We start from the raw sequence: 15,278 nt of genomic DNA on the forward strand, positions 1-15,278 counted from the left end.
CATGGATCGCTGTAATCCTGGTTTTGCCACGGATACCCCTTGAAACAATAGGATATAGCCCCATCTGCCCGTTAGTGTTGTAAAGATAGTTAGACTAACTCATTTAAGTCATTGATTGTAGGAGCTTTTCAGATGCAAGATCAGGAAAACCAAGCTGTACCTAATCCGCAAGCGGACGCCGCGGCGACTGCCCCATCGACTCCCGCAGAGCCTACTTTGGAAGAGCAGCTGGCGAGTACCGAAGCGCGTCTTGCAGAGATGCACGATGCCTTCATGCGCGCCAAGGCCGATGGTGAAAATATCCGCCGCCGCGCGCAGGAAGATGTTGCTAAAGCGCATAAATTCGCAGTGGAAAGCTTTGCCGAAGCCATGGTGCCGGTGAAAGACAGCCTGGAAACGGCGCTGACGGTGGAAGCACCGACCATCGAATCGCTGAAAGAAGGCGTCGAGATGACCCTGAAGCAACTGAACGCCGCGTTCGAGCGCAACCGCCTGGTGGAAGTGTTGCCAGTGCAGGGCGAGAAGCTCGATCCGATGAAACACCAGGCTGTTGCCGTGGTGCCAGCAGAGCAGGAAGCCAATACCATCGTGTCAGTCCTGCAAAAGGGCTATATGATTGCGGACCGCCTGCTGCGTCCAGCCATTGTCACGACCGCGCAAGCAAAATAATCAGAGGGCGGCATCAAGCAAGCCTTGAAACCATGCCGCTTTGCCACATATAAGAACCATCTGAAATCTAGCAAATAAAAGGAAATAAATCATGGGTAGAATTATCGGTATCGATCTGGGAACCACGAATTCCTGCGTTTCCATCATGGAAAACGGTCAACCAAAGGTAATCGAAAACGCTGAAGGCGCACGCACGACGCCGTCGATTATTGCTTATCAAGAAGATGGCGAAATTCTCGTCGGCGCGCCAGCGAAACGCCAGGCCGTGACCAATCCGAAAAACACGCTGTACGCAGTCAAGCGTCTGATCGGTCGCAAGTTCGACGAAAAAGAAGTTCAAAAAGACATCGCGCTGATGCCGTACCAAATCATGAAAGCCGACAACGGCGATGCATGGATCGGCGTACGCGACAAAAAACTGGCGCCGCCGCAAATTTCGGCTGAAGTTCTGCGCAAGATGAAGAAAACGGCAGAAGACTACCTCGGTGAAGAAGTCACCGAAGCCGTCATCACCGTGCCTGCATACTTCAACGACTCGCAGCGTCAAGCCACCAAGGATGCCGGCCGTATCGCTGGCCTGGACGTCAAGCGCATCATCAACGAGCCAACCGCGGCAGCGCTGGCGTTCGGCCTGGACAAGACCGAAAAAGGCGACCGTAAAATCGCCGTGTATGACTTGGGTGGCGGTACGTTCGACGTGTCGATCATCGAAATCGCAGATGTTGATGGCGAGAAACAATTTGAAGTGCTGTCGACCAACGGCGACACCTTCCTGGGCGGCGAAGACTTCGACCAGCGCGTCATCGATTACATCATCGACGAGTTCAAGAAGATCAACGGCATCGACCTGAAAAAAGATCCGATCGCCCTGCAGCGCATCAAGGCTTCGGCCGAGCGCGCGAAGATCGAATTGTCGTCGTCGCAGCAAACCGAGATCAACGAGCCGTACATCGCCATGGCGAACGGCGCACCGGTCCACTTGAACCTGAAGATGACCCGCGCCAAGCTGGAATCGCTGGTGGAAGAGCTGATCACGGCCACGATGGAACCATGCCGCATCGCTATCAAAGATGCTGGCGTGAAAGTGTCGGACATCGATGACATCATCCTGGTCGGCGGTATGACGCGTATGCCGAAGGTGCAGGAAAAAGTGAAGGAATTCTTCGGCAAGGATCCACGCAAGGACGTGAACCCGGACGAAGCCGTCGCCGTGGGCGCAGCGATTCAAGGTTCGGTCCTGTCGGGCGAACGCAAGGACTTGCTGTTGCTGGACGTTACTCCTCTGTCCCTGGGTATCGAAACCCTGGGCGGCGTGATGACCAAGATGATCCACAAAAACACGACGATTCCGACCAAGTTCAGCCAGGTCTTCTCGACGGCCGACGACAACCAGCCTGCGGTGACCATCAAGGTCTTCCAGGGTGAGCGTGAAATCGCCGCCGGCAACAAGGGTCTGGGCGAATTCAATCTGGAAGGCATCCCGCCAGCATCGCGCGGCACGCCACAGATCGAAGTGACCTTCGACATCGACGCCAACGGCATCTTGCATGTCGGCGCGAAAGACAAGGCTACCGGCAAGGAAAACAAGATCACGATCAAGGCCAATTCCGGCTTGACCGAGGCTGAAATCCAGAAGATGGTGAAAGACGCCGAGTTGAACGCGGAAGAAGACAAGAAGGTCAAAGAATTGGCCGAGTCGCGCAACCAGGCCGATGCTCTGGTACACTCGACCCGGAAATCCTTGACCGAATACGGCGACAAGCTGGATGCGGGCGAGAAAGAGAAGATCGAAGCGGCGATCACCGACCTGGAAGCAAGCATCAAGGCGGGCGACAAGGCTGAGATCGACGCCAAGGTGGAAGCACTGTCGAGCGCATCGCAGAAACTGGGCGAAAAAATGTATGCCGACATGCAAGCGCAGCAAGCTGCCGGCGGCGCGGAAGGTGCACAGCAAGCTGCTGGCGCATCGGACGCAGGCGCCAAGCAAGACGACGTTGTTGACGCTGACTTCAAAGAAGTCAAAGACAGCAAGTAATTGTCTTGCGCTCCCATGAACTGGGGGCAGCCGGGCTGAACGCTACATCGCGGGATTAGCCGCGAAGACCGGCCGAGCCGAGTCGTTGCCCAGTGCAGCACTCGACTCGGCTTTTTCGTGTAATTTTTACATCAGTAGATAGACTGCAAGGTGCCGACAACATGGCAAAGCGTGATTTTTACGAGACACTCGGTGTCGCAAAAAATGCTTCGGAAGAAGAGATCAAAAAGTCTTACCGTAAACTGGCGATGAAATACCATCCGGACCGCAATCCGGATAGCAAGGAATCGGAAGAAAAGTTTAAGGAAGTCAAAGAAGCCTACGAGATGCTGACCAATCCGGAAAAGCGCGATGCGTATGACCGCTATGGTCACGCTGGCGTGGACCCGAACATGGGCGGCGGTGGCGGCTTCGGCGGCGGTGCTGGCGGCTTTGCCGACAGCTTCGGCGATATCTTCGGCGACATCTTTGGCGGTGGCGGTGGACGCAGCCGCAATGCGGGGCCACAGGTGTACCGTGGCGCCGACTTGCGCTACAACCTGGAAATTACACTGGAGCAAGCTGCTCACGGCTTCGACACGACCATCCGCGTGCCGAGCTGGGACAAGTGCGACACTTGCCACGGCAGCGGCGCCAAGCCGGGCACCTCGCCAACCACCTGCGGTACCTGCGGTGGCCACGGCCAGGTGCGCATGCAGCAAGGTTTCTTCAGCATCCAGCAAACCTGCCCGAAATGCCATGGCAGCGGCAAGGTCATCACCGACCCGTGCACGCCATGCGGCGGCGCCGGTCGCATCAAGCGCAACAAGACCCTGGAAGTGAAAATTCCAGTCGGTATCGACAACGGCATGCGTATCCGTTCGTCCGGCAACGGCGAACCGGGCACGAATGGCGGTCCGTCGGGCGACCTGTATGTGGAAATCCACATCAAGCCGCACGCCGTGTTCCAGCGCGAAGGCGACGACCTGCATTGCGAAATGCCGATCTCGTTCACCAAGGCGGCACTGGGCGGCGAAATCGAAGTGCCTACCCTGAACGGCAAAGTGTCGTTCACGATCCCGGAAGGCACCCAGTCGGGCAAGACCTTCCGCCTGAAAGGCAAGGGCATCAAGGGCGTGCGCTCCGGTTACGCGGGCGACCTGTTCTGCCACGTGGCCATCGAAACGCCGGTGAAACTGACGGAAAAACAGAAAGACCTGCTGCGCGACTTTGAAAAGTCGACGACCGAGGGCGGTGCCAAGCACAGTCCGCAAAGCAAGACCTGGAAAGACAAGGTCAAGGATTTTTTTGAGTAAGCACACGTAAGACCATGCGCCGGGATGCTCACACATCCCGGCGTTTTTTTCACCACGACTGAGAAATGTGCGCGCATCGCCGGCCTATGGGCGCGATCTGCCGCCAATTCAGTCGTATGCACACAATGGGAGCGATATGACCGAACAGAAAAATGGCCCGGCCCTGGCGGAACTGCTGCAGCGTAACCGCCGCTGGGCCGACTCGATGGTGGCGAAAGACCCGAACTTCTTCAAGAACCTGGAAGCGCAAACGTCGCCTGAATACCTGTGGATCGGCTGTTCCGACAGCCGCGTGCCCGCCAACGAACTGCTGGGCATGGCGCCTGGCGACGTGTTTGTGCACCGTAATATCGCCAATGTGGTCGTGCATTCCGACCTCAATTGCCTGTCCGTCCTGCAATTTGCCGTGGACGTGCTGAAAGTCAAACATATCATCATCGTCGGCCATTACGGCTGCAAGGGCGTGCATGCGGCCATGACGGGCACGCGTATCGGCCTGGTTGACAACTGGCTGCGCCACGTCCAGGACGTGGGCCAGAAACACGAGCGCTACCTGGGCGACGTGCTGACGAGCCGCCAGCGTGGCGACCGCCTGTGCGAACTGAACGTGGTCGAACAAGTCTTGAACGTGTGCCAGACCACCGTCGTGCAAGATGCGTGGGAACGGGGCCAGGAACTCAGCGTCCATGGCTGGGTCTATGGCTTGAAGGATGGCTTGCTGAATGACCTGGAAGTGACCGTCACGGCTGGCCACGAGCTGGCGCCGCGCATGGCGACCCGCCTGGCCCGCTACGAAGCAATAGCGTAAGCAAGCAATGCGGGCGCGGCGCTAAGGTGCCGCGCCTTCCAGGCGGCCCAGGTAGTCGGCCGCCTCCCGCACGCCCTCCTGCGCCGCCTGGCGCAGCCAGGTTCTGGCCTGGGGAATGTCCTGCGGCGTGCCCCGTCCTTCGGCCAGCGCCACGCCATAGTGGTAGCGCGCCAGCCGCGCATAGGCGGCGTCGTCGTTCGTATGCGCGCCGCGCCGCATCAGCGCCGTCGCCTGCGCCAGGTCCTTAGTCACGCCGATGCCCGTTTCATACAGCTGGGCAAGCCAAATCATCGAGTACACATCGTTCCAGCGCCGGATGCAATCTTCAAAGATGGCGACGGCGGCCGCATGGTCGCCCGTTTTGTCGGCCGCATAGCCATACAAACACTTGATGCGCTTGTCGCTGTGCACATAGGCTTTGTAGCTGAGATCACTTTCACCCTGGCTATCCTGGGCGTGGATGGAAGCAGGAAACAGCAAGGCGAGCAGCAGGGCGTAGATGGGCATGGCTTTCCTGGACGATGGTTAAAGCTTGGTAGATAAGCAAGTTGCGTGCTAGCGCCATTTCCGGGCAAAGCCGGTGCTGCTGTGCCATTGCGTGACAGCCTGTGTTGCAAGCTGGCGCAACGCGCCGCGCATATCCATATAGTAAATGCTTCGTTTGCAAGCAAGGCTGGCCGGCATACAGTGGACTTCCCCTGACTCTAGTCGAGTTCCCATGTCGGCCGTCCTGAAACCCGTGCAGTCCACCAGCCACTTCCGTATCGAGACTTTCGATGCGCCCCTGGGCGCGCAAGTGCTGGGGCTGGATCTGGCGCAGCCGCTGTCGCTGGGCGATTTCCAGCGCCTGCACCACGCCCACCTCGACCATCACGTGCTGGTGTTCCGCGACCAGCGCATCACGCCGCAGCAGCAAGTCGATTTCAGCCGCCGCTTCGGCCCCCTGCAAATCCACGTGCTGCGCCAGTTCCAGCTACCCACGCAGCCGGAAGTGCTGATCATCTCGAACATCGTCGAAAACGGCCAGCCCATCGGCCTGGGCGACGCGGGCCATTTCTGGCATTCCGACTTGTCGTACAAGGAAGTGCCCAGCCTCGGCTCCATGCTGCATGCGCAAGAGTTGCCGGACGAGGGCGGCGACACCGTGTTTGCGAACATGCACCTGGCCTGGGAAAGCTTGCCGGCCGCGCTGCGCCACGCCGTGCGCGGCGCCCGTGCCGAGCACAGCTACCTCAGCCAGTATGAAGAATTGCGCCGCCGCAACCCATGGCGCCCCGCCCTGACGCAGGCGCAGATCGATGAAGTCAAACCCGTGACCCATCCCGTCGTGCGTGTGCATCCGGAAACGGGACGGCGCGCCCTGTTCGTCAGCGAACACTTCACCACGCGCATCGTCGGCTTGCCCGACGACGAAAGCCGCGCCCTGCTCGACGAACTGTTTGCCCACAGCGTGCGCCCGGAGCACCTGTATGTGCACCGCTGGCAGCCGCACGACCTGGTGTTCTGGGACAACCGTTCGCTGATGCACCTGGCGACGGGCTGTCCGCCCGACCAGCGCCGCAAGCTCTACCGAACCACCATCGAAGGCGATGCGCCGTACTGATTTTTTGACTGTTGATCTGACTCAAGGAGTGTCCATGTTGCCGATCTTTACCTTTTCCCGCCGCCTGCTCGCCACCATCGCCCTGCTGTGCATGGCCATGCCCATGGCCCGGGCCGAAGGTCAGATCCGCATCGCGGGCCAGCACGGCATCACCTTCTTGCTGCTTAATATTGCGCAGGAACAAAAGCTGATCGAAAAGCATGGCAAGCAGCAGGGCGTCGATGTGAAAGTCGAGTGGATCACCCTGTCTGGCGGCCCCGCCATCAATGATGCTTTGTTGTCGGGCAATATCGATATCGCGGGGGCCGGGCTGGGTCCGCTGCTGACCATCTGGGACCGCACCAAGGGAAGGCAGAACGTGCGCGGCGTGGCTTCGCTCGGCAATTTCCCCTACTACTTGGTCAGCAATAATCCCAAGGTGAAAACGCTGGCGGACTTGACGGACAAGGACCGCATCGCCTTGCCGGCCGTGTCAGTCTCCGTGCAGGCGCGCATCCTGCAGATGGCGGTGGCAAAGCAGTGGGGCGACAAGGAATTCGCCCGCCTCGATAAAATCACGCAAACCCTGCCGCACCCGGACGCTGCCGCCGCCATCATCGCCGGCGGCACGGAGCTGACCGGCCACTTCGGCAATTCACCGTTCCAGGAGCAGGAACTGGCGCAGAACCCGAACGCCCACATCATCCTGAACTCGTATGACGTACAGGGTGGACCCAGCTCGTCGACCCTGCTGTATGCGACGGAAAAGTACCGCAAGGACAATCCCAAGACTTACCGCGCCTTCATCGCCGCGCTGGCGGAAGCGGCGCAGTATGCGAGCAGCAACCCGCAAGGCGCGGCCGACATCTACATCAAGGTGAATAAAAGCAAAGTGGACCGCAATCTGCTGCTGAAAATCTTTGCCAACCCACAAGTGCAATTCAAGATCGCGCCGCAAAACACCTATGGCCTGGCGCAATTCCTGCACCGCGTGAGCGCCATCCGCAACCTGCCCGACAGCTGGCGCGACTACTTCTTTGACGACCTCGCCATCACGCAGGGAGGCTGACATGAACGCGCCCGCTTTTCACCTGGTACGTCCTCCGGTCACCTTGCAGCCCTTGCTCAGTGTCAAGCATGTCAGCCTGGAATACCGGACCGAGCAGCGCACCGTGCGCGCCACGCATGACGTCAGTTTTGACGTGTTCCGCGGCGACCGTTTCGTGCTGCTGGGGCCATCCGGCTGCGGCAAGTCGTCACTGCTGAAAGCCGTGGCCGGTTTCATCGCGCCGCGCGCGGGCAGCATCGCCATGCAAGGCCAGCCCATCCATAAACCGGGGCCGGACCGCGTCGTCGTGTTCCAGGAATTCGACCAGTTGCCGCCATGGAAAACGGTGCTGGAAAACGTCATGTTCCCCTTGCTGGCCAGCAAGCGGCTGGACAAGGTGGCGGCCCGCGAGCGCGCCCATCACTGGATCGCCAAGGTGGGCCTGGCCGGCTTTGAAGATGCCCATCCGCACACCTTGTCGGGCGGCATGAAGCAGCGCGTGGCCATCGCCCGTGCCCTGGCCATGCAGCCGGAAGTACTGCTGATGGACGAGCCGTTTGCCGCCCTCGATGCCTTGACCCGGCGCAAGATGCAGGAAGAGTTGAGCCGCCTCTGGGAAGAGCTGCGCTTTACCCTCGTGTTCGTTACACATTCGATTGAGGAAGCCTTGGTCGTGGGCAACCGCATCCTGTTGCTGTCGCCGCATCCGGGCAGGGTGCGCGCCGAACTCAACAGTCATCAATTCGGTCTCCACAGCGCCGGCAGCGTGGAATTCCAGGCCGCCAGCACTCGCATCCACGGTTTGCTGTTCGATGAGGAAGTGGTTCCTGTCCCGCAAGCAGTTACTGCGCAGTGGGAGGCCGTATGAGCGCGCTGCTGGAGCCGCCCATCCGCCAGGAGTTCGTGTATGCGGCGCCGCCGCCGGCCGGCGTCACGGTCGAGCAGCCGCTGTCGCGCTGGCAGCGTGTGAGCCAGCACGCGCTGTGGCGCAAGGCGTTCATTTTGCTCAGCCTGGCCCTGTTGTGGGAAGGCGCGGCGCGCTGGACGCAGAACGATCTATTGTTGCCCAGTTTTCTGCAGACGGCGCAGGCGTTTATCGGCGGCATCACCAGCGGTGAATTGCTCACGCGCACAGCCGCGTCCCTCGTCGTCTTGCTGCAAGGCTATGCCGTGGGCGTGCTGGCCGCCTTCGTGCTGACCTTGCTGGCCGTGTCCAGCCGCATCGGCCGCGACGTGCTGGAAACCCTGACGGCCATGTTGAATCCCTTGCCGGCCATCGCCCTGCTGCCGCTGGCCTTGTTGTGGTTCGGCCTGGGCCGCGCCAGCCTGATCTTTGTCATCGTCCATTCCGTGATGTGGCCGCTGGCCCTGAACACGTATGCGGGCTTCCAGGGCGTGCCCGAGACCCTGCGCATGGCGGGCCGCAATTATGGCTTGAACGGCTTGCGCCTGGTGCTGCACATCCTCGTGCCGGGCGCCTTGCCCTCCATCGTCTCGGGGTTGAAGATAGGCTGGGCGTTTGCCTGGCGCACCCTGATCGCGGCCGAGCTGGTGTTCGGCACCACCTCGGGGCAAGGTGGCCTGGGCTGGTACATCTTCCAGAACCGCAACGAGCTGTATACGGACAAGGTGTTCGCCGGCCTGGCGGCCGTCATCGTCATCGGCTTGCTGGTGGAAAACATCGGCTTTCGCACTTTGGAGCGCGTCACCTTGAAACGCTGGGGCATGCAACGATAGTTATTTCAGCATGCTGCGCGCCGCCGCGATGATTTGCCGCGACAGTTGCTCCATGCGCGGCGACTGCACTTTCCACGTATGCCAGTACAGGGCCACGTCGGCCGGGGTCTTGGGCGTGAGCATTTCCACCAGCTCGCCATCCGTGTTCGCCTTCAATAGCAGCTCGGGCACCATGCCGTAGCCGAGGCCATAGCGGATGGCATTGAAGTGCGAGGTGGCGCCCGGCACGTAATGGCAGGGGTAAGCCCCTTCGGGCAGCCCCAGCGCTTCTTGCAGGAACGACGATTGCAAGGTGTCCTTGCGCGTATAGGCGACGACGGGCGCCGTGCGCGCCGCCTTGCGCGTCAGGCCGTGCGCGAACCACTGCTGGCGAAACGCGGGCGTGGCGACCAGCCAGTAGCGCATCACGCCCAGCGGCTCGGCCGTGCAGCCGCGCATGGGTTTGGCTTCCGTGCTGATGCAGCCGATCGCCATGCCCGTCTCCAGCAAGGTATACGTGTGGTCCTGGTCTTCCACGGTCAGGTCCAGCAGCACGCGCTCGCGTATCAGCACCTCGGAGAGGGCGGGGAAGAACCAGGTGCCCATCGAATCCGCATTCAGCGCCAGCACCAGGGTCAGCGGGGCATCCTGCTGCACCGCCAGTTCCGCCTGCAAGTCCGCTTCCAGCAGCTTGGCGCGCTTCAGATACTGCATCAGCCGCTGGCCCATGCGCGTGGCGCGCGCGGGACGGCTGCGCACAATCAAGGCATTGCCCAGCTGGCTTTCCAGCGCCCGCACCCTTTGCGAAATGGCGGGCGACGTCAGATGCAGCCGCAGCGCCGCCTGCTCGAAGCTGCCCGTTTCGACGACGGCGCGGAACGCTTCCGTGTGCTTGGGATTGAGATCCATGGTCACTGCCTTACATAAGAAAAATTTATCAATACTAAATAATACTTACTTTTGATAAGGATGGGTGTGTTGCAGTGCACAATACCTCTTTGATGGAGTGCCACGCGCCAGCGTGCGGCCTCCTGGCAGCAAGGGAATACCACCATGGAAGCACAAGCGAACGGCAGCACCCCCCGCAAGCCCCAGTCTAAGCTGGCGCGCAATCTGAAATTCGGCCTGGGATTGACCCTGGGCCTGGGCATGGCCGCCGCCCTGGCGGGCGGCTGGTGGCTGCGCCAGGCGTGGCAGGATTTGCCGGCCGTCGAGCACCTGGCGCAGTACAAGCCCGCCCTGCCGCTGCGCATTTTCTCCAGCGAAGGCGAGCTGCTGGCCGAGTACGGTGAAGAGCGCCGTGAATTCCTGCCGTTGAAAGACATCCCGCTGCGCATGCGCCAGGCCTTGCTGGCCATCGAGGATGCGCGTTTCTACGAGCATGGCGCCGTCGATTTCTATGGTCTGACGCGCGCCACGCTAGCCAACGTCGTCACGGGCCACCACGCGCAGGGCGCCAGCACCATCACCATGCAGGTGGCGCGCGACTTTTTCCTGTCGCGCGAAAAAACCGTGCAGCGCAAGCTGACGGAGATGCTGCTGGCCTACAAGCTGGAACAGCACTACGGCAAGGACAAGCTGCTGGAACTGTATATGAACCAGATTTACCTGGGCGAGCGTTCCTATGGCTTTTCCGCCGCCTCGAATATCTATTTCGACAAGCCGCTGGCCGAGGTCAGCATCGCGGAAGCGGCCATGCTGGCCGGCTTGCCGAAGGCGCCATCGGCCTACAACCCCGTCGCCAATCCGCAGCGCGCCACCGTGCGCCAGCATTACATCCTGCAGCGCATGCGCGAACTCGGTTACATCACGCCAGCCGAATACGATGCGGCGGTGGCGGAAAAACTGGCCCTGAACAAGGACCGCAACAGCTCCGTGCACGCGGCCGCGTATGCGGTCGAGGAAGCGCGCCAGCTGATCCTGCAAAGCTATCCCGAAGGCGCCTACAGCATGGGCCTGGACGTGACGACCACCATCCGCATGGCGCCGCAGCGGGCGGCCGACAAGTCGCTGCGCGACGGGCTATTGAATGCGCAGGCGCGGCGCGGCTACCGTGGCCCGGAAGCGCGCCTGGCCGCTTCCGAAGACAGCGTGGCGCGCCAGCTGGCCGCCTACCCGGACAGCGGAGAATTGCGCGCCGCCCTCGTGCGCAAAGTGGAAACCGCCGGCAAGCGCCAGGTGACGGCGCAGCTGCGCAATGGCGACGAGATCGTGCTGGCGGCATCGGATGCGCGCCTGGGCGGCAAGCTGCAATGGGATGGCAAGCGCGCCATCGTCGAGGGTAGCGTGATCCGCGTGATGCACGACGCGGCAAAGAAGCGCTGGCTGGTGAGCCAGTTGCCCGAGATGGAAGGTGCGCTCATTTCCGTCGAGGCGCACAGCGGCGAAATCGTCGCCATGGCGGGCGGCTTCGATTTCTACCGCAACCACTACAACCACGCCATGCAGGCCTACCGCCAGCCCGGTTCCAGCTTCAAGCCTTTCGTGTATTCGGCGGCGCTGGAAAAGGGATATTTCCCCGGCACGGCCGTGGACGATACGCAGCGCCTGCTGCTGCCGCAGGAAACGGGCGCACGGCCCTGGCGTCCGCGCAATTACGGCAACAACTATGAAGGCTTCATCAGCGTGCGGCGCGGCCTCGTGCGCTCGAAGAACCTCGTCGCCGTCAGCCTGATGCAGGCGGCCGGTCCCGGCTACGTGCAGCACTACGCCACGCGCTTCGGTTTCGAGGGCGCGCGCAATCCCGTCTCCCTGCCGCTGGCGCTGGGCGCGGGCGCCGTCACGCCGCTGCAGCTGGCGCAGTCGTATGCCGTCTTCGCCAATGGCGGCGTGCAGATGCCGCCGAAATTGATCAAGGAAGTGCGCAGCCGCAGCGGTGAAGTGCTGTTCAGCGATGCGGCGCCACGCGCCAAGGGCGAGCCGGCGCCGGGTACGCAAGTGATCTCCACGCGCAACGCCTACGTCATGGACAGCATGCTGCGCGACGTCGTCAAGAGCGGCACGGGACGCGGCGCGCTGGCGCTGGGACGCGGCGACGCGGCCGGCAAGACGGGCACGTCGAACAACGCGTATGACGCCTGGTTCGCCGGCTATTCCTCGGGCCTGGTTTCCGTCGTCTGGCTCGGCTACGACCAGCCGAAAAGCCTGGGCAACGCCACCGGGGGGACTTTGGCGCTACCCGTCTGGCGCGACTACATGCAGGTGGCCGTGCAGGGCCGCCGCGAACAGGTGCTGGCGGAACCGCCTGGCCTGTCCCTGCTCGATGGCGATTACGTGTATGCGGAATACCTGGCCGGCGACTGCCTGAAGGATAACCATGCCTTTATCCACAGCAGCGTCAGCTGCGGCAGTGGCAGCCTGGGCGCCGATACGCGCCTGGCCAACGGCGAAGAGCGCGGCACCAGCGGCACGGGCCACGAAGCGCGCACCCTGAGCGAAGCGCGCGAACGCGAACAAATTCTCAAATCATTTTCGGAAGAGTAAGAGCATGCTGTTATATACGATTTACCTGGTGGCGATTGTTGCCGAAGCGATGTCCGGCGCCATCATGGGCATGCGGCGCGGCATGGATTTGTTCGGCATCTGCATGATCGGCACCGTCACGGCGCTCGGTGGCGGCACCGTGCGCGACGTGCTGCTGGGGCACTATCCGCTGGGCTGGATCGCGCATCCCGAATACCTGTTGTTTACCATCGGCGCGGCTGTCGTCACGGCCTTTGTCGCGCGCTACCTGCACCACCTGCGTGCCATCTTCCTGCTGGTCGACGGACTGGGCCTGGTGGCGTTTTGCGTGATCGGCTGCGACATCGCCATGTCTGCCAAGATGCACCCGGCCATCGTCGTGCTGGCAGGGATGATCACTGGCGTCTTCGGCGGCCTGCTGCGCGATATCCTGTGCAACCAGATCCCCCTCGTGCTGCAGCGCGAAGTGTATGCCACCGTGGCCCTGTTCACGGGTAGCCTGTATGTCGGCCTGCTGTACTTCAAGGTCGACAGCTCTGTGGCGCAGCTGGCGTCCATCGGCGCCGGTTTCCTGTTCCGCTTCCTGGCCTTGCACTTCGAATGGCGCCTGCCGAATTTCAATGGCGACCGCATACGGGGCTTTGAGTAAGATAGCAGCGGCGTGAATATTTTCACGCGCGTTTAACCCCTTTTTCTCCGCCGCTGCGTTTCATGTTGGACACCCCAGCCAACCGGAGAAGAAGCGATGTCCAGCGCCCTCAAGATCACATTGATACTGTCCCTGCTGCTGTCGGCCGGCAGCCACGCCGCCGGCACGGCGCCGCGCAAGACCCTGGTGCCGTTTGCCAGTGAGCAGGCCTTGAGCAGCTACCTGCAGCAGTTGCAATCGCGCCAGGCGGCGCTGCAAAGGGAGCAGCAGAAACTGCAGCGCGCCACGGCGCAGTCCATGGCGGTATCAGCGCCGGCCCCTCCCGCGCCGATGGCGGCGAAAGCCGCGCCGGCAGCATCGGCAGAAGCGGCGGAATCGGTCACCAATGTGCAGACGGCGGGCGTGGACGAAGGCGGTATCGTCAAGCTGCATGGCAAGCACCTGGTGATGCTCAGGCGCGGCAAGCTGTTCACCGTGCAGGTGGGCGGCAAGGCCTTGCAGCCTGTGTCTTCGCTCGACGCGTTCGCGCCGGGCAGCGACCCGTCGGGCAGCTGGTATGACGAGATGCTGATCGACGGCGATACGGTGGTGGTGATCGGCTACAGCTACAGCCGTGGCGGCACGGAGATCGGTCTGTTCGACGTCAACGCGGACGGCAAACTGGCCTACCGTTCCACCTATCACTTGCGCTCCAACGATTATTATTCCTCGCGTAATTACGCGAGCCGCCTGGTCGGCAGCAAGCTGGTGTTCTATTCGCCCCTGTCGCTGAACTTGCGCCGTGGCGACCCGTTCAGCGGTTTTCCCGCGCTGCGCCGCTGGCGCCCCGACGCCGTGCCGTCCGACTTCAAGCGCATCGCTCCGGCCACGCGCATCTACCGCACCGATGAAGAGCCCGAGATGGGCGCCGGCCTGACCCTGCATACGGTCACCGTGTGCGACCTGGCGCAGCGCGACATGCGCTGCGAAGCGACCGCCGTGATGGGGCCGCAGGGCCGCGTGTTTTATGTGTCGGGCGAATCCGTGTTCGTGTGGACCACGCGCCGCGGCAGCGACTCGGGCGTGTTCCGCATTCCCCTCGATGGCAGCGCGCCCAGCGCCCTGAAAGTGGCCGGTGCCCCCGTCGACCAGTTCTCGTTCCTGGAAAGCGTTGACGGCCATCTGAATGTCCTGCTGCGTGCCGAAGGCCAGGGCGATGGCATGTGGGATGGCGCAAAAGGGCGGGGCGACATGGCCTTGCTGCGCGTGCCATTGGCGTCGTTTTCCGATGGCCGCGACAGCGCGCCCGCCAGCAGCTACAAGGCGCTGCCCGGTGGCGGTGGCTACGGTTTGCAGAACCGTTATGTGGGATCCTATCTGTTGTACGGCAATCCGGGAAATGCCGGGCGCCGGCAGGCGGATCAGGCCTGGCCGCGCCAGCCCCTGTATGCCGTGCGCTGGGCCGATGCGGGCAGCGTGCAAGCCTTGTCCCTGCCGCACGGCGTGGAGCGCATCGAGGCGCTGGGCGATGACGCCGTGGTGATCGGCGCGCAGGGACGGGATCTGCACTTCAGCAGCATTCGCCTGGGAGCGCAGGCGGCGGTTGCCGCGCGCTATATCCGCGCCGATGCGGCGCAGGGCGAGTCGCGCAGCCACGGCTTTTTCTACAAGCCGCAAGCGGCCGGCGAGGGCATGATCGGCTTGCCCATCCTGGGCGCGGACGAGCGGCCTGGCCTCAACAAGTCAGCCGCATCCGTTCTCTATCTGCGCAACAGCGGCTTGCAATTGACGGAACTGGGCGCGCTGGCGGCGCGGTCCGGCCAAACGCCGGACGATGGCTGCCGCGCGTCCTGCGTGGACTGGTACGGCAATGCGCGCCCCTTGTTCCTGCAGGGCCGGGTCTTCGCTTTGCTCGGCTATGAATTGGTGGAAGGGGCGTTCAGGGATGGACAGATCCGCGAAGTGCGCCGCATCAGCTATGCACCCATTGCGCCCGCTGCACGCTGACGGCGTAGCGAAATTGTCGCCGCCGCGT

Annotated in this window: 13 protein-coding genes; 11 read left to right on the top strand and 2 right to left on the bottom strand. The window is 62.2% G+C overall.

Features of this window, described 5'->3' with window-relative positions; all coding sequences use genetic code 11:
- Positions 1 to 132: 132 nt before the first annotated feature.
- From grpE to can, 4 genes are all read left to right on the top strand, one after another.
- Positions 133 to 669, top strand: a complete 537-nt coding sequence (gene grpE, locus BLT98_RS10135; RefSeq protein ID WP_034788734.1) for a nucleotide exchange factor GrpE — start codon at positions 133 to 135, stop codon at positions 667 to 669.
- Between the two features lie 91 nt (positions 670 to 760).
- Positions 761 to 2,704, top strand: coding sequence for a molecular chaperone DnaK (gene dnaK / locus BLT98_RS10140; RefSeq protein ID WP_034745982.1), 1,944 nt, complete (start codon positions 761 to 763; stop codon positions 2,702 to 2,704).
- Between the two features lie 161 nt (positions 2,705 to 2,865).
- Positions 2,866 to 3,999: a molecular chaperone DnaJ gene (gene dnaJ, locus BLT98_RS10145; RefSeq protein WP_034745985.1), complete on the top strand. Its 1,134-nt coding sequence runs from the start codon at positions 2,866 to 2,868 to the stop codon at positions 3,997 to 3,999.
- Positions 4,000 to 4,135: 136 nt separating this feature from the next.
- Positions 4,136 to 4,807 carry a carbonate dehydratase gene (can, locus tag BLT98_RS10150; RefSeq protein WP_034788731.1) on the top strand — a complete coding sequence of 224 codons (672 nt, stop codon included), beginning with the start codon at positions 4,136 to 4,138 and terminating at the stop codon, positions 4,805 to 4,807.
- A 21-nt stretch (positions 4,808 to 4,828) separates the two neighbouring features.
- Here can and BLT98_RS10155 read toward each other — a convergent pair whose 3' ends face one another.
- Positions 4,829 to 5,314 (bottom strand): tetratricopeptide repeat protein, encoded by a 486-nt coding sequence (locus BLT98_RS10155; protein WP_092607382.1) that lies wholly within the window; start codon positions 5,312 to 5,314, stop codon positions 4,829 to 4,831.
- 211 nt (positions 5,315 to 5,525) lie between these two features.
- Between BLT98_RS10155 and BLT98_RS10160 the strand changes: the two genes are divergently transcribed.
- The 4 genes from BLT98_RS10160 (at position 5,526) to BLT98_RS10175 (ending at position 9,174) form a co-directional block, all read left to right on the top strand.
- Positions 5,526 to 6,410: a TauD/TfdA dioxygenase family protein gene (locus tag BLT98_RS10160; RefSeq protein WP_052140671.1), complete on the top strand. Its 885-nt coding sequence runs from the start codon at positions 5,526 to 5,528 to the stop codon at positions 6,408 to 6,410.
- A gap of 91 nt (positions 6,411 to 6,501) precedes the next feature.
- Positions 6,502 to 7,458, top strand: a complete 957-nt coding sequence (locus BLT98_RS10165; RefSeq protein ID WP_244517483.1) for an ABC transporter substrate-binding protein — start codon at positions 6,502 to 6,504, stop codon at positions 7,456 to 7,458.
- Between the two features lies 1 nt (position 7,459).
- A complete protein-coding gene (locus tag BLT98_RS10170) occupies positions 7,460 to 8,305 on the top strand; it encodes an ABC transporter ATP-binding protein (protein WP_092607388.1) in 846 nt (281 codons plus the stop codon).
- Complete coding sequence (locus tag BLT98_RS10175) at positions 8,302 to 9,174, top strand: ABC transporter permease (RefSeq protein ID WP_092607391.1); 873 nt, start codon at positions 8,302 to 8,304, stop codon at positions 9,172 to 9,174. The genes BLT98_RS10170 and BLT98_RS10175 overlap by 4 nt, the downstream gene beginning before the upstream one ends.
- On the opposite strand, the gene BLT98_RS10180 is transcribed toward BLT98_RS10175, so the two are convergent.
- Positions 9,175 to 10,068, bottom strand: a complete 894-nt coding sequence (locus BLT98_RS10180) for an HTH-type transcriptional regulator ArgP (RefSeq protein ID WP_208672440.1) — start codon at positions 10,066 to 10,068, stop codon at positions 9,175 to 9,177.
- Positions 10,069 to 10,206: 138 nt separating this feature from the next.
- Here BLT98_RS10180 and BLT98_RS10185 point away from each other — a divergent pair, with 138 nt between their 5' ends.
- From BLT98_RS10185 to BLT98_RS10195, 3 genes are all read left to right on the top strand, one after another.
- Positions 10,207 to 12,636 carry a penicillin-binding protein 1A gene (locus tag BLT98_RS10185; RefSeq protein WP_092607394.1) on the top strand — a complete coding sequence of 810 codons (2,430 nt, stop codon included), beginning with the start codon at positions 10,207 to 10,209 and terminating at the stop codon, positions 12,634 to 12,636.
- 4 nt (positions 12,637 to 12,640) lie between these two features.
- Positions 12,641 to 13,264: a trimeric intracellular cation channel family protein gene (locus BLT98_RS10190; protein WP_070254674.1), complete on the top strand. Its 624-nt coding sequence runs from the start codon at positions 12,641 to 12,643 to the stop codon at positions 13,262 to 13,264.
- 96 nt (positions 13,265 to 13,360) lie between these two features.
- A complete protein-coding gene (locus BLT98_RS10195) occupies positions 13,361 to 15,250 on the top strand; it encodes a beta-propeller domain-containing protein (RefSeq protein ID WP_092607396.1) in 1,890 nt (629 codons plus the stop codon).
- Positions 15,251 to 15,278: the final 28 nt, after the last annotated feature.

The sequence above is a fragment of the Janthinobacterium sp. YR213 genome, assembly GCF_900099875.1.
Taxonomy (GTDB): domain Bacteria; phylum Pseudomonadota; class Gammaproteobacteria; order Burkholderiales; family Burkholderiaceae_D; genus Janthinobacterium; species Janthinobacterium lividum.

Coding starts and splice junctions, on each gene's coding strand:
- BLT98_RS10160 (WP_052140671.1), top strand. CDS start 5,526: ATGTCGGCCGTCCTGAAACCCGTGCAGTCCACCAGCCACTTCCGTATC.
- BLT98_RS10170 (WP_092607388.1), top strand. CDS start 7,460: ATGAACGCGCCCGCTTTTCACCTGGTACGTCCTCCGGTCACCTTGCAG.
- can (WP_034788731.1), top strand. CDS start 4,136: ATGACCGAACAGAAAAATGGCCCGGCCCTGGCGGAACTGCTGCAGCGT.
- dnaJ (WP_034745985.1), top strand. CDS start 2,866: ATGGCAAAGCGTGATTTTTACGAGACACTCGGTGTCGCAAAAAATGCT.
- grpE (WP_034788734.1), top strand. CDS start 133: ATGCAAGATCAGGAAAACCAAGCTGTACCTAATCCGCAAGCGGACGCC.
- BLT98_RS10175 (WP_092607391.1), top strand. CDS start 8,302: ATGAGCGCGCTGCTGGAGCCGCCCATCCGCCAGGAGTTCGTGTATGCG.
- BLT98_RS10155 (WP_092607382.1), bottom strand. CDS start 5,314: ATGCCCATCTACGCCCTGCTGCTCGCCTTGCTGTTTCCTGCTTCCATC.
- BLT98_RS10165 (WP_244517483.1), top strand. CDS start 6,502: ATGGCCATGCCCATGGCCCGGGCCGAAGGTCAGATCCGCATCGCGGGC.
- BLT98_RS10185 (WP_092607394.1), top strand. CDS start 10,207: ATGGAAGCACAAGCGAACGGCAGCACCCCCCGCAAGCCCCAGTCTAAG.
- dnaK (WP_034745982.1), top strand. CDS start 761: ATGGGTAGAATTATCGGTATCGATCTGGGAACCACGAATTCCTGCGTT.
- BLT98_RS10190 (WP_070254674.1), top strand. CDS start 12,641: ATGCTGTTATATACGATTTACCTGGTGGCGATTGTTGCCGAAGCGATG.
- BLT98_RS10195 (WP_092607396.1), top strand. CDS start 13,361: ATGTCCAGCGCCCTCAAGATCACATTGATACTGTCCCTGCTGCTGTCG.